The organism is Variovorax paradoxus, assembly GCF_022009635.1.
Lineage (GTDB): Bacteria > Pseudomonadota > Gammaproteobacteria > Burkholderiales > Burkholderiaceae_C > Variovorax.
Genome location: NZ_CP091716.1, coordinates 6,326,552 through 6,338,942, shown reverse-complemented (window position 1 = coordinate 6,338,942; position 12,391 = coordinate 6,326,552). Strand labels below are relative to the sequence as shown.

Genomic DNA, 12,391 nt, shown 5'->3' with positions numbered 1-12,391 from the left:
CCGGCCGGGCTTTTGTTCTTCTCTTACTTGCGCTGCAGCAGCTTGGTGACTTCGTCCACGTTGGACTGGATGCGCTGGCGCACCACGTCGAAGGCGTCGGCCTGCGACTTGGCGGCAAGGTTGGCCAGCTCCTTGATGTCGTCGATGGCGCGCTGGAACGATTGGCGGCCGAGCTCGTCGAGCTTGGCGAGGTTTTCCTTCGGGTCCTTGCCGGGCATTTCCTTGGCGGCGGTCTGCCATTCGGTGATGGCGCTCTTGATCATCTCGGTCTGCCGCTGCACCACCGTCTGCAGGCCCTGGTAGGACTTCTCGTTGGCCTGCATCAGCGCCTGCAGGTCCTTGCGGCCGCTTTCGAGCAGCTTGCCCGCGCCGCCGGTCAAGTTGAGCTCCTGCAGGCGGTCGGTCATGTTCTTGAGGTTCTTCAGCGGGTTGAGCATCTCGGCGGCGCTGGGGGCAGCCGCCTTGCTGCTGCCACTGCTGCTGGCAGTGGTCTTCTTGGCGGCGGCTTTCTTGGCAGTGGCCATGGTGCGGAATCTCCTGTGACGGTGAACGGGTGGATGGCGAGGACCGGCCGGTCGGCAAAAGTCCATCGCCACGATACGCCGCACCGGCATGTCGCCGCGAAAAAAATGCCTGCGGGATTTCCCTTGGGTTCCCGCGCGCGTGCTCGTACCGATGGATTACATCGGCGGCGCGAAGCCGTTGCGGCCCGCGGTCACGCGCAATGCCGTGGGCGTGCCGTTCTTTTCCTGCGCGTTCACCATCACCTTGGCGCCGGGCACCAGCAGCGCCTCGGTGCCGGGCCGGAAGGTGACCACCGGCGCGTCGGGCGGCACGACGACGATCTTCTCGCCGCCCTTGTAGGTCAGCCGCATCTGCTGGCCGCCGCGCACCGACTTCGGCGCGGCGGCCAGGTCGGCCACGGTGGCGTTGGTCATGGTGCTCTCGGGCAGCAGGTCCCAGGGGCGATGGCCCTCGCCGGTGCCGCGCGCGGCCTCGGGGAACACCACCACTTCGATCGCTTTTTGCGTGCCGTCGGCCTGCGGCATAGCGGCCGTGCCGACGAAGCTGCCGCGCTTGATGTCGGAGAGCTTGATGCGGTAGACCTCGGACACCGGCATGTCGGCCGGCCGCGCGAGGCTGACGACTTCACCGCCGCGGTCCTGCACGACGAGGGTCTTGGCGTCGACGCGCACGATGGTGCCGCGGATGCGGACGGTCTCGGGCGCGGGCTGCGCGGATGCGCCGTTCGGCAGCGCGGCGAAGCCCAGGCTGATGACGGTGGCGGCGAGCAGCGCCCGGCGGTTGTGGGGCAGGAGGATCGGCATGGCGGCTTTCGGCGGAGTGGGGGTCGGGGCAATGTACGCCGCGGCGCCCGAATCTGCTGGCGGCCGACTTAGGCCTGAATGAGCAAGGGCCGCATGCCGGTCTTGCGGCATGCGGCCCCGGGACGGGCTGTGCGCTGGCGCGTCAGTCGATCAGGCCGATTTCAAGCGCGCCGGCGGTGGCCGGGCTGCGCGCGCCGACCATCGCGAACAGCTTGCTGCTCTGGCTCGAGAAGTGCAAGGTCGAGTTGGGGAACCCCACCGCGCGCATGTTGAGCGGGCCGATGGTGCCCATGGAGCCCAGTGAGGCATTCAGCGTGCCCGCCGTGCCGTCGGGGAGCACCCGGGTGCGCGCATAGCTCGATGCGTCGATGGCCGTGCTGCCCCAGCCGCCGTTGGTGGCGCCGCCGCGCGCGGTGACGGTGGGCCACGCCGCGCGCTCGGGCAGGCCGATGCGGAACACCGACGTGGTGGGCGTCGAGGGCAGGATGCCGGCCGAGAGGTACACGTTCTCGTCGCCGATGCGCGCGATGCCGAAGCTGCCGTTGTCCGACGGGTTGGCCACGTTCACGATCTGCCAGGTGTCGACGCTCGAGCCGGGCGACACGGTGTAGGTGCGCACCGAGGGCGACGGGCAGTTGTCGATGCGGTAGATCGTGTTGTCGTTGCACAGGTAGAGCACGGTGCCGCCGTTGGCGACCTGGATCTGCGTGATCGACGAATCGGCGGCGGTGGCCGTCATGTTGATGCCCAGCCGGTTGTAGACGCCGTCGAGCGCCGCCTGCGTCTTCACCAGCGCGCGCGATGCCACAAAGGGCCGCACCGCGTAGCTCGCCGGCGTGACCTGAGCGACCGCGAACGGGAACGACCCGACCACGGTGTCCGTGGCCAGCCGGAAGCGTGCCGTGTTCACCGGGCTCGCGATGCGGCTGCTGTCGAACACGAAGCTGCCGGCCTCCGACGTGTCGGCGGTGAAGCTGCCCGAGTCGACGGTGCCGGCGGCATCGGTCATCTCGTAGCGCTTGCTGTCCAGGTTCAGCGCCAGCGTCTGCCGCGAGCCGTTGGCTGCGTAGACCTTGTAGCGGCCGTTGCGCGCATCGGGCGCGGTGCCGGTGTCGATCAGGTTGAGTTGCAGGTAGCCCTGCGTGTTCGGATTGCGAGAGCCGACCAGCACCGACAGCAGGCCGTTCTGCATCGCGAAGTACTTGCTCGTGCCGTTGGTGTTGACGCCGCGGATGCCCTCGGGCTGCAACGGGAACGTGCCTCCCACCGGCAGAGTCAGGACGCCGTAGGTGCCGTCCGGGCTGGTGGCCGTACGCACCGAGTTCGCGGTGTCGATCAGGTTGCTGCCCCAGCTGCCCGTGGTCGACGCGCCGAGGCCGCGGGTGGCCGGCCAGCTGGACGACTCCGGCAGGCCGATGCGCAAGAACTGCACGGCCGGCGCCAGGTTGACGCCCCCGGCGAGATAGACGTTCTGGCCGCCGACGCGCGCGATGCGGAAGTTGGCGATGTCGCTGCTGTTGCTCACGTTGGTGCCGACCCAGGTGTCGTCGGCGCCGGCCGCTACCGAATAGGTGCGCTTCGAGGCTGCGGGGCAGAGATCGATCTTGTAGATGATCGCGTCGTTGCAGACTTCCAGCACGGTGCCGCTGCTCGAGAGGCGCATGGCCAGCATCGACGAGTCCTGCGCGCCGCCCGGGCTGCGCGTGACGCTGAAGCGGTTGTAGGTGCCGTCGAGCAGCGCCGCCGTGGTGACGAAGTCGCGCGCCGCCACGAAGGGCTGCGCGGCGTAGGCCGCGGGGCTCGAATACGCCGTCTGGAACGGGAACGCGCCGACGACCACGTCGGCCGCCACGCGAAAGCGCGCCGTGTTGGCGGCCGTGGTGATGCGGCTGCTGGCGAAGACGTAGGTGCCCGGTTCGGTGAAGTCTTCGGCGAAGGTGCCGGACTCGGCCGCGCCGAGGTTGTCCGTCATCGTGTAGCTGCCGGCGTCGAAGTCGAGCGCCAGTTGCTGCTGCGTGCCGTTGGACGCATAGACGCGGTAGGTGCCGCTGCGCGCGTCGGCGCCGGCCAGCGTGGCCTTGCCCGCCCTGGCCGCCGGCGCGGACTCGGGCGTTGCCGCCGGAGCTTCCGCCTGTGGCCCGGCGCCCAGGCCCGTCAGCGGCACGCCACCGCCCGCGCCGCCACCGCCGCTGCCTCCGCCCCCGCAAGCCGCCAGCAAGGCGACCAGCCCACAACCCGCGAGATATCTCGTCATCTTCATGTGTTGAGCCCTCTTCATTGTCTGATGGGCCCGGCAGCGAGCCGGCTGGCTGCTGAACCGAACCCGGGCAAATCGTAAAAAGAGGGGGCTTTAACGCCGGGGCTGGCAGATGTCAGCCGATACGGCCCGAATCGGTGCAAATCCCCGAGGTTGGCTCGGTCGTCCGCCCCGTCTACAATGCCCCGTCCCGAGGAGCGTTGCAGCGCCGCCAGGCGTGAGGCTCGGATCACATCGCAACCACGCTCACCCGCTGTTCTCGCGGTGAGTCCTTTTCCCCGAACGCAGTGGCATCTTTCAAACCAGTTTTGTTGGAGTTCTCATGAGCGCTGTTCTCAAGCCCACCCCCGTCTCGACCGCCGACCAGGCGATCGCCGATCTGTCCCTCGCCGCCTGGGGCCGCAAGGAAATCCGCATCGCGGAAACCGAAATGCCCGGCCTGATGGCCATCCGCGAAGAGTTCTCGAAGGGCCAGGCGCTCAAGGGCGCGCGCATCACCGGCTCGCTGCACATGACCATCCAGACGGCCGTGCTGATCGAGACGCTGCAAGCACTGGGCGCCGAAGTGCGCTGGGCCTCGTGCAACATCTTCTCGACGCAGGACCACGCCGCCGCCGCCATCGCCGAAAAGGGCACGCCGGTGTTCGCCATCAAGGGCGAGTCGCTGAAGGACTACTGGGACTACACCCACGCCATCTTCGACTTCGGCCCCAAGGGCTCGAAGGGCGAAGGCCCGAACATGATCCTGGACGACGGCGGCGACGCCACGCTGCTCATGCACCTGGGCCAGCGCGCGGAGAAGGACCTGGGCGTGCTCGCCAACCCGACGAGCGAGGAAGAGCGCATTCTCTTCGCCGCCATCAAGGCCAAGCTGGCCGTGGACGACACCTGGTACACCCGCAAGTCCGCTGAAATCATCGGCGTGACCGAGGAAACCACCACCGGCGTGCACCGCCTGAATGAAATGTCGGCCAAGGGCACGCTGCTGTTCCGCGCCATCAACGTGAACGACTCGGTCACCAAGAGCAAGTTCGACAACCTGTATGGCTGCCGCGAGTCGCTGGTGGACGGCATCAAGCGCGCCACCGACGTGATGATCGCCGGCAAGGTGGCCTGCGTGGCCGGCTACGGCGACGTGGGCAAGGGCTCGGCCCAGGCGCTGCGCGCACTGTCGGCACAGGTGTGGGTCACTGAAATCGACCCCATCAACGCCCTGCAGGCCGCGATGGAAGGCTACAAGGTCGTGACGATGGAATACGCCGCCGACAAGGCCGACATCTTCGTGACCACCACCGGCAACAAGGACGTGATCACGCACGACACCATGGTCAAGATGAAGGACCAGGCCATCGTCTGCAACATCGGCCACTTCGACAACGAGATCGACGTCGCTTCGATCGAGAAGTACGAGTGGGAAGAAATCAAGCCGCAGGTCGACCACATCACCTTCCCGGACGGCAAGAAGATCATCCTGCTGGCCAAGGGCCGCCTCGTGAACCTGGGCTGCGGCACGGGCCACCCAAGCTTCGTGATGTCGTCGTCGTTCGCGAACCAGACCATCGCCCAGATCGAGCTGTTCACCAAGCCCGACGCCTACCAGGCCGGCAAGGTCTACGTGCTGCCCAAGCACCTGGACGAGAAGGTCGCGCGCCTGCACCTGAAGAAGGTCGGCGCCATGCTCACCGAGCTGACCGACGCGCAGGCCGCCTACATCGGCGTGAGCAAGAACGGTCCGTACAAGCCGGACACGTACCGCTACTGATCGACAGCGCATGCGCGCAGATCAATTGCTGGTGGAGCGCGGCCTGGCCGCGTCGCGTTCGCAGGCCGTGCGGCTCATCGCCGGCGGCATGCGCTGGCGCGACGCGGGCACGAGCGACGCGTGGCGCAACGTCGCCAAGAACAAGGACGAAGTGCCCGAGTCGGCCGAGCTCGAACTGGTCGACGCGGCCGAGGCGCGCTACGTGTCGCGCGGCGGCCTCAAGCTCGAAGGCGCGCTGGCCGCGAGCGGTGTCGACCCGGCCGGCAAGCTGTGCCTCGACGTCGGCCAGTCGACCGGCGGTTTCACCGACTGCCTGCTGCAGCGCGGCGCCGCGAAGGTGGTGGGCGTCGACGTCGGCCACGGGCAGCTGCATGCGAAGCTGCGCGAAGACGAGCGCGTGGTGCCCATCGAGGGCGTCAATGCGCGCGCGCTGTCGCCCGACGACCTGGGCGATGAAGGCGAGTCGCGCTTCGACCTGATCGTGGGCGACCTGTCGTTCATCTCGCTCACGCTGGTGCTGCCGGCGGTGGTCGAGTTCCTGGCGGACGACGGCCGCCTGCTGATGCTGGTCAAGCCGCAGTTCGAACTGCAGCCGGGCCAGGTCGGCAAGGGCGGCATCGTGCGCGACGAGTCCATGTATGCGGTGGTCGAGAAGCGCCTGTACGACGCCTGCGAGGCGCTCGGACTGAAGGTGCTGCAGTGGTTCGACAGCCCGATCGCCGGCGGCGACGGCAACCGCGAGTTTTTCATTCACGCCGTGCGCGCTGTTCACGCGAACGGTTCCTAAGGAGACGCAGGTGCGCCTTCCGCTGAGTTTCGAATTCTTCCCGACCAAGACGCCCGAAGGCGCGGTCAAGCTGCGCGCGGTGCGCCAGCAACTGTATGCGCGCAAGCCGCAGTTCTGCTCGGTCACCTACGGCGCGGGCGGCTCCACGCACCAGGGCACCTTCGGTGCGGTGCAGGAGATCCTGTCCGAGGGCGTGGACGCGGCGAGCCATTTCTCGTGCATCGGCGCCACCCGCGCCACGGTGCGCGAGCAACTCGCCGAGCTGAAGGCCATGGGCGTCAAGCGCCTCGTGGCCCTGCGCGGCGACCTGCCGAGCGGCTACGGCATCGGCGGCGAGTTCCAGTACGCGAGCGACCTGGTCGCCTTCATCCGTGAGGAGACGGGCCGCGACTTCCACATCGAGGTGGCCTGCTACCCCGAGATCCATCCGCAGGCCCGCTCGCCCGAAGCCGACCTGCAGGCCTTTGCCGCCAAGGTGAAGGCGGGCGCCGATTCGGCGATCACGCAGTATTTCTTCAGCCCCGAGGCGTACTTCCGCTTCGTCGACGACGCGCGCAAGCTGGGGCTCGACACGCCCATCGTGCCGGGCATCATGCCGATCACGAGTTCGACGCAGCTCATGCGTTTCTCGGATGCCTGCGGCGCCGAGATTCCGCGCTGGATCCGCCTGCGGCTGCAGGGCTTTGGAGACGACACGGCATCGATCAAGTCCTTCGGTCTCGATGTGGTCACGGACCTGTGCGCGCGGCTGGCCGAGGGCGGCGCGCCGGCGATGCACTTCTACACGATGAACCAGTCGGCCGCGACGCTGGCGCTGCTGGAGCGCCTCGATTGAGAGGGCGCGCGGCCGGAGCGACGGTAGCGGCGTCGCTGCGAGGTGCGCTGCATGCGGCCCTCGTGGCCGCGACCTGCGCGCTCGTGGGCTGCGCCATGCCGCCCGCCACCGATGCCGAGGGCGGCGGCAACCTGAAACCCCTGCCGCGGGCCTTGGCGGTGCCGCCCGGCGCTGCCGCGCGCTCGAGCGTGCCTTCGGTGCGCTACGACCTGGCCGTGTCCGGCACGGGCGAGCTGACACCTGACGACGGCGTGCCCGACGACGGACCGCGCGAGATCTTCGAGCGCGGCGGCGCTTCCTGGTACGGCATCCAGTTCCATCAGCGCAAGACCGCCAGCGGCGAGCGCTTCGACATGACCGCCATGACGGCGGCCCACAAGACTCTGCCCTTCAACACGCGCGTGTGCGTGCGCAGCCTCGTCAACGGCAGCGAAGTGCTGGTGCGCATCAACGACCGCGGCCCCTATTCGCTGGGCCGCGTGATCGACCTGAGCCGCGCCGCGGCCGACCGCATCGGCCTGACCGGCCTGGGCATCAAGCAGGTGGCGCTGACGGTGGTGGACCACGACGGCATGCGCTGCGGCGGCCTGCCGGTGGAGCCGGGCGACGCACAGGCGCCCGTGGCGTCGGCCGAGCCGCAGCAGCGCGCCCAGGTGAAGGTGCCGGCGCGGCGCAAGGTGATCGTGCCGCAGCGCCGCCGCAAATAAAGGGAAGGGCTCGCCGCCCGACCGGCTTGCTCAGCCGCCCGATTCGAGCGAGAAGGTGGCGTTGCGGTCCTGCCCCAGGCGTTCCACCAGTTGCGGCAACGCTTCCGCGAGCAGCGGCTTCAGCGTGTAGGGCGGATTGATCAGGAACATGCCGCTGGCCGGCAGGCCCGGGCGCTGCGTTTCGCCCGAGGCGGCGTCTTTCGTGATCTTGCTCGACTTGACCGTCAGCGTGGCGTGCAGCCACGACTTGCCGGCCTTGGTCGCCATCGTCTTGAGGCGGCGCGGCAGGTCGTGCGCCTCGGGGCGCGGAATGATCGGATACCAGATCGCGTAGGTGCCCGTGGCAAAGCGCTTGAGCGCCTCGGCCGCGAAGTCGAGCACGCGGCCGTAGTCGGTCTTCATCTCGTAGCTCGGGTCCATCAGCACCAGCGCGCGCCGCGAGGGCGGCGGCAGGAACTTGGTGGCGCTGCCGAAGCCGTCCTCGAGCAGCACGGCGATCTGCCTGCCGGCTTCGAGCTGCGCGATGTTGGCACTCAGCGTGCGGGAGTCGGTGGGATGCAGCTCGAACAGCTTGAGCTTGTCGTGGTCGCGCAGCAGGTGCTGGATGATGAACGGCGAGCCGGGGTAGACGCGCGCGCCGCCCTTGGAATTGAAGTCGCTGATCACGCCGAGATAGCGGGCGATGGCATCGGCCAGCGGGGCTTCGGCCTCGGGTGCCGCTTTCTTCGCGGCGGATTTCGCCGCGGGTGCAGGAGCCGATGCGGGCGCGGCCGGCTCCTTCTTGCCCGAAAGAAGGCGCAGGATGCCTTCGGCCGCTTCGCCGCTGGTGCCGGCATAGTCGCCGTCGAGGCGGTACAGGCCGGCGCCGGCGTGGGTGTCGACGACCGTGAGGGCCGCGTCTTTTTCGAGCAGGTGGTCGAGCGTGGCAATCAGCACCGTGTGCTTGAGCACGTCGGCGTGGTTGCCGGCATGGAAGGCGTGGCGGTAACTGAACATGGGGAATGGGCCTGAAAAAATGGGATGGACGACGCTAGACTCTCGCGCCGAAACATCGGTTTACAAAAAAAGAGGGCGTTGCAGATGCGAGGAGCTGGATGGCGATTTTGGGGCCTGTGCGTCGGCGCGGGTGTTCTGTCTATTCTGACGGGCTGCGCGTCGGTGACGCACGGCACCACGCAGAACGTGAAGATCGAGACCATGACGGCCGCGGGCAAGGTGGTCGACGGCGCCAAATGCCAGGTCACCAACGACCGCAACGACACCGTGATGCGCTCGGGCGACACGGTGCCGATCAGGCGCTCGAGCGCCAATCTCAACATCGAATGCAGCCAGCCCGGCTTCGCGCCGGCCAACGGACAGGCCGTGTCGCGCGCCAACGTGGGCATGGCCGGGAACATCCTGATCGGCGGCTTGATCGGCGCGGCGGTCGATGCCGGCACGGCGGCGGGCTACAACTATCCGAGCTGGATCCAGCTGATTTTCGGCGAAGTGCGAAGCATCGATCGCAGCGCGCAGACGGGCGAAGGGCCGACGGCGGGCATCCGCATCGGCACGACCGAGATGGCCGCGGCACCGCCGGCGGCGCCCAAGACGGTGGCGGTGAAGCCACCCGAGGAGGCGCGTCCGGCTCCCGTGGCGCCGGCACCGGAGCCGCCGCCGGTCAAGGTGGTGGCGCCCGCGCCCGTGACTCCGCCGCCGAGCCAGGCCCTGGCGCCGGCTGCACCGCAGCCTCAGTCCAAGCCCGAAACGCGGGTTTCGATGGATGACCTGAGCGGCTTGCTGCCGGCCAAGCCATGAGCGGCTCGGCGAGGGCACTGCCGCTGCGCGCGGCACCCGCGTTCCTGGGCTTGGCCCTGGCGGCGGGGGCGGCCGCCGCGCTGGAGCCGGAGGCGCTGTTCAGCAAGGTGTCGGGCAGCGTCTGGGCAGTTCGCACCTTCGACGCACAGGAGCGCCCCTTGCGTGCCGGCAGCGCGGTGGTGATCGCGGCCGGCCGGCTCGTCACCAACTGCCATGTGCTGGCCAAGGCGAGCAGCTTCGTCATCAAGCAGGACAACGTCACCTACGGCGCGACGCTGGAGTTTCCGGACCCGGCGCGCGACCTGTGTCAGATCAAGGTGGCCAATTTCACGGCGCCCCCGGTCGTCCTGGCGCCCGCGGGCAGCGCGCGCGTGGGACAGCGGGTGTATGCCATCGGCAACCCGCGCGGCCTGGAGAACACGCTCAGCGAGGGCATCCTGTCGGGCCTGCGCGGCGGCGGTGGTGGCGCCGGCGAGCCGGAGGCCCGGCTGCTGCAGACCACCGCGGCCATCTCGCCGGGCTCGAGCGGCGGCGGGCTGTTCGACAGCGAAGGACGCCTGCTGGGCATCACCAGCTTTGGCGCGCGCGACGGCGGCAGCCTCAATTTCGCGATGCCGGTCGAGTTCCTTGCGGAGTTGCCGGCGCGGGCCAAGGCGATGCTGGAGGCGCGGGCCAGGGAGCCCGCCGGGTCATCGGGACGGCGGGTGCCTGGCGTCGAAGTGCCGCTGAACGAGCCGCTGCGCCCCGGAGACGCCCTCGAATATGTGCGCATCGACAAGCTGACGGGCAACCGGACGCCGGTGATCTATCGGCTCGACAAGGTCGACGGCGACGAGCTCTCGTTCAACATGGGCGGGCGCGTCGAGAAGGCCGGCGGCGAAGTCGTGTCGGTCGCGTCGCCGGCTGGCGGCATGTTCGACACCTCGTCGCCGCCAGGGGGCTGGGTCCGCAAGGGCGTGCAGCCCGGCATGCGCTGGCACCTCGACTACATCGCCTCGAGCGGGGACAGGCTGCGGCACGAATTGGACGCAACCGTCGGCGGCGAACGCCCGTTCCGGGTGGGGGGCGTGGAGCTCAACGTGTTGCGCGTCGCGTACGAGGGATGGATCTATGCCCCCTCCTATGGCACGAGCCCCTCCCTCGTCGGCACGCGTTTCGTGGGCTCCGCTCTCTACAGTCCTGAACTGGGGCGCATCGTCAGGTTCGAAGGCGAACACCGGCGCGGCAATTCCAGCGCAACGAACGAAGCCCTGGAACTCGTTCGCATCCAGCGCTGAAACCGGCCCGAATCCCGGAAATTGGCCATTTGGCCGTTTCTTCATATAATCGCGGGCTTCGCAGCGTTTTTGTAGCCCCGCGGCGAAGACTTCAAGCCCACCTAAGAGATTCCCACCAGAGGAACGCCGACCGTGGAAAAGGGCTCGCCAAACCCTCTTTTCAAGAGAAAAACTCATGACCAAAACGTTCAGCGCCAAGCCCGCTGACGTGACGCACGAGTGGTTTGTGATTGACGCGACCGACAAGGTCCTCGGACGAGTAGCCAGCGAAGTTGCTCTCCGTTTGCGCGGCAAACACAAGGCCATTTACACGCCTCACGTCGATACCGGTGACTTCATCGTCATCATCAACGCATCGCACCTGCGCGTCACTGGCGCCAAGTCGATCGACAAGGTGTACTACCGTCACTCGGGCTACCCGGGCGGCATCACCGCGACGAACTTCCGCGACATGCAGAACAAGCACCCGGGCCGCGCCCTGGAAAAGGCTGTCAAGGGCATGCTGCCCAAGGGCCCGCTCGGTTACGCAATGATCAAGAAACTCAAGGTGTACGGTGGCGCTGAGCACCCGCATACCGCCCAACAGCCCAAAGTGCTGGAACTGTAAGGAGCCTTGAGAATGATTGGTGAATGGAACAATGGCACCGGCCGTCGCAAATCCAGCGTCGCCCGCGTGTTTCTGAAAAAGGGCACCGGCAAGATCACGGTCAACGGCAAGGACATCCAAGCGTTCTTCGGCCGCGAAACCTCGATCATGATCGCGAAGCAACCCCTGGCGCTGACCAACAACCTCGAAGCTTTCGACGTGATGGTCAACGTGAACGGCGGCGGCGAATCGGGTCAAGCCGGCGCCACCCGCCACGGCATCACCCGCGCGCTGATCGACTACGACGCGAGCCTGAAGCCCGTCCTGAGCCAAGCCGGCTTCGTGACGCGCGATGCACGTGAAGTCGAGCGTAAGAAGGTCGGTCTGCACTCCGCCCGTCGTCGCAAGCAGTTCAGCAAGCGCTGATCCTGTTCGCTTCGAACAAGAAAGCCGCCTCCGGGCGGCTTTTTCGTTGCGGCGTCTTGGCACATGGCCGCCCGACCCCACTTGCGTAGGGGTGCACGCCACAGTCCGCCTGCCGAAATTGCGGCATTGCAGTAGCATTCGTTCCATTGGCCGCCTGTTCGGCCCACCAGGAGTTATCACCCCATGAGCGCCGTAGCCGAAAACATCCAGACCCAGATGCCCGAGCCGATCGTCTTCACCGACAGTGCGGCAGCCAAGGTTGCAGACCTGATCGCCGAAGAAGGCAACCCCGACCTGAAACTGCGCGTGTTCGTGCAAGGTGGCGGTTGCTCCGGTTTCCAGTATGGCTTCACCTTCGACGAAATCACGAACGAAGACGACACCACCATGACCAAGAACGGTGTGTCGCTGCTGATCGACGCCATGAGCTACCAGTACCTGGTCGGCGCCGAGATCGACTACAAGGAAGACCTGCAAGGCGCCCAGTTCGTGATCAAGAACCCGAACGCCACCAGCACCTGCGGCTGCGGATCGAGCTTTTCGGCCTGATGCCCGGATGCTGCTGACCAAGCCTCCCCAAAAAGCCGCCTTCGGGCGGCTTTTTCGTTCCTGCTCCTTTCCCGCCGCCT

At 67.6% G+C, this 12,391-nt stretch carries 13 protein-coding genes and 1 riboswitch; of the genes, 9 read left to right on the top strand and 4 right to left on the bottom strand.

Going from position 1 to position 12,391, the window contains the following annotated elements; all coding sequences use genetic code 11:
• Positions 1-23: 23 nt before the first annotated feature.
• From phaP to L3V85_RS29590, 3 genes are all read right to left on the bottom strand, one after another.
• Positions 24-524: a TIGR01841 family phasin gene (gene phaP, locus L3V85_RS29600; RefSeq protein ID WP_237676193.1), complete on the bottom strand. Its 501-nt coding sequence runs from the start codon at positions 522-524 to the stop codon at positions 24-26.
• 156 nt (positions 525-680) lie between these two features.
• Positions 681-1,328: a hypothetical protein gene (locus tag L3V85_RS29595; protein ID WP_237676192.1), complete on the bottom strand. Its 648-nt coding sequence runs from the start codon at positions 1,326-1,328 to the stop codon at positions 681-683.
• Positions 1,329-1,470: 142 nt separating this feature from the next.
• The gene (locus L3V85_RS29590; RefSeq protein WP_237676191.1) at positions 1,471-3,588 is read right to left on the bottom strand and encodes a hypothetical protein; all 2,118 of its coding nucleotides are present in this window, start codon (positions 3,586-3,588) and stop codon (positions 1,471-1,473) included.
• Between the two features lie 183 nt (positions 3,589-3,771).
• A riboswitch (S-adenosyl-L-homocysteine riboswitch) is annotated at positions 3,772-3,840 on the top strand.
• 67 nt (positions 3,841-3,907) lie between these two features.
• Between L3V85_RS29590 and ahcY the strand changes: the two genes are divergently transcribed.
• The 4 genes from ahcY to L3V85_RS29570 all read left to right on the top strand — a co-directional run bounded on the left by ahcY (position 3,908) and on the right by L3V85_RS29570 (position 7,676).
• Positions 3,908-5,347 carry an adenosylhomocysteinase gene (gene ahcY, locus L3V85_RS29585; protein ID WP_237676190.1) on the top strand — a complete coding sequence of 480 codons (1,440 nt, stop codon included), beginning with the start codon at positions 3,908-3,910 and terminating at the stop codon, positions 5,345-5,347.
• 10 nt (positions 5,348-5,357) lie between these two features.
• On the top strand, positions 5,358-6,134 hold the full coding sequence (locus L3V85_RS29580; protein ID WP_237676189.1) for a TlyA family RNA methyltransferase: 777 nt from the start codon (positions 5,358-5,360) through the stop codon (positions 6,132-6,134).
• 10 nt (positions 6,135-6,144) lie between these two features.
• Positions 6,145-6,969 (top strand): methylenetetrahydrofolate reductase [NAD(P)H], encoded by an 825-nt coding sequence (gene metF / locus L3V85_RS29575; RefSeq protein ID WP_237676188.1) that lies wholly within the window; start codon positions 6,145-6,147, stop codon positions 6,967-6,969.
• A gap of 95 nt (positions 6,970-7,064) precedes the next feature.
• Complete coding sequence (locus L3V85_RS29570) at positions 7,065-7,676, top strand: septal ring lytic transglycosylase RlpA family protein (protein WP_237680680.1); 612 nt, start codon at positions 7,065-7,067, stop codon at positions 7,674-7,676.
• Between the two features lie 30 nt (positions 7,677-7,706).
• Here the strand turns inward: L3V85_RS29570 and L3V85_RS29565 are convergent, their stop codons facing one another.
• Positions 7,707-8,672 carry a 23S rRNA (adenine(2030)-N(6))-methyltransferase RlmJ gene (locus L3V85_RS29565; protein WP_237676187.1) on the bottom strand — a complete coding sequence of 322 codons (966 nt, stop codon included), beginning with the start codon at positions 8,670-8,672 and terminating at the stop codon, positions 7,707-7,709.
• A 162-nt stretch (positions 8,673-8,834) separates the two neighbouring features.
• Here L3V85_RS29565 and L3V85_RS29560 point away from each other — a divergent pair, with 162 nt between their 5' ends.
• The 5 genes from L3V85_RS29560 to erpA all read left to right on the top strand — a co-directional run bounded on the left by L3V85_RS29560 (position 8,835) and on the right by erpA (position 12,311).
• Complete coding sequence (locus L3V85_RS29560) at positions 8,835-9,473, top strand: hypothetical protein (protein WP_237676186.1); 639 nt, start codon at positions 8,835-8,837, stop codon at positions 9,471-9,473.
• On the top strand, positions 9,470-10,750 hold the full coding sequence (locus tag L3V85_RS29555) for a S1C family serine protease (RefSeq protein ID WP_237676185.1): 1,281 nt from the start codon (positions 9,470-9,472) through the stop codon (positions 10,748-10,750). The genes L3V85_RS29560 and L3V85_RS29555 overlap by 4 nt, the downstream gene beginning before the upstream one ends.
• 175 nt (positions 10,751-10,925) lie before the next feature.
• Complete coding sequence (gene rplM / locus L3V85_RS29550; RefSeq protein WP_237676184.1) at positions 10,926-11,357, top strand: 50S ribosomal protein L13; 432 nt, start codon at positions 10,926-10,928, stop codon at positions 11,355-11,357.
• Between the two features lie 12 nt (positions 11,358-11,369).
• Complete coding sequence (gene rpsI, locus L3V85_RS29545) at positions 11,370-11,762, top strand: 30S ribosomal protein S9 (protein ID WP_062479216.1); 393 nt, start codon at positions 11,370-11,372, stop codon at positions 11,760-11,762.
• 183 nt (positions 11,763-11,945) lie between these two features.
• On the top strand, positions 11,946-12,311 hold the full coding sequence (erpA, locus tag L3V85_RS29540) for an iron-sulfur cluster insertion protein ErpA (protein WP_007827949.1): 366 nt from the start codon (positions 11,946-11,948) through the stop codon (positions 12,309-12,311).
• The last annotated feature ends 80 nt before the right edge of the window (positions 12,312-12,391 follow it).

Bases quoted from the DNA above. Each gene is read 5' to 3' on its own strand.
- phaP (WP_237676193.1), bottom strand. From the start codon at position 524: ATGGCCACTGCCAAGAAAGCCGCCGCCAAGAAGACCACTGCCAGCAGC.
- L3V85_RS29590 (WP_237676191.1), bottom strand. From the start codon at position 3,588: ATGAAGATGACGAGATATCTCGCGGGTTGTGGGCTGGTCGCCTTGCTG.
- rplM (WP_237676184.1), top strand. From the start codon at position 10,926: ATGACCAAAACGTTCAGCGCCAAGCCCGCTGACGTGACGCACGAGTGG.
- erpA (WP_007827949.1), top strand. From the start codon at position 11,946: ATGAGCGCCGTAGCCGAAAACATCCAGACCCAGATGCCCGAGCCGATC.
- L3V85_RS29570 (WP_237680680.1), top strand. From the start codon at position 7,065: ATGCCGCCCGCCACCGATGCCGAGGGCGGCGGCAACCTGAAACCCCTG.
- ahcY (WP_237676190.1), top strand. From the start codon at position 3,908: ATGAGCGCTGTTCTCAAGCCCACCCCCGTCTCGACCGCCGACCAGGCG.
- L3V85_RS29565 (WP_237676187.1), bottom strand. From the start codon at position 8,672: ATGTTCAGTTACCGCCACGCCTTCCATGCCGGCAACCACGCCGACGTG.
- L3V85_RS29555 (WP_237676185.1), top strand. From the start codon at position 9,470: ATGAGCGGCTCGGCGAGGGCACTGCCGCTGCGCGCGGCACCCGCGTTC.
- L3V85_RS29580 (WP_237676189.1), top strand. From the start codon at position 5,358: ATGCGCGCAGATCAATTGCTGGTGGAGCGCGGCCTGGCCGCGTCGCGT.
- rpsI (WP_062479216.1), top strand. From the start codon at position 11,370: ATGATTGGTGAATGGAACAATGGCACCGGCCGTCGCAAATCCAGCGTC.
- L3V85_RS29595 (WP_237676192.1), bottom strand. From the start codon at position 1,328: ATGCCGATCCTCCTGCCCCACAACCGCCGGGCGCTGCTCGCCGCCACC.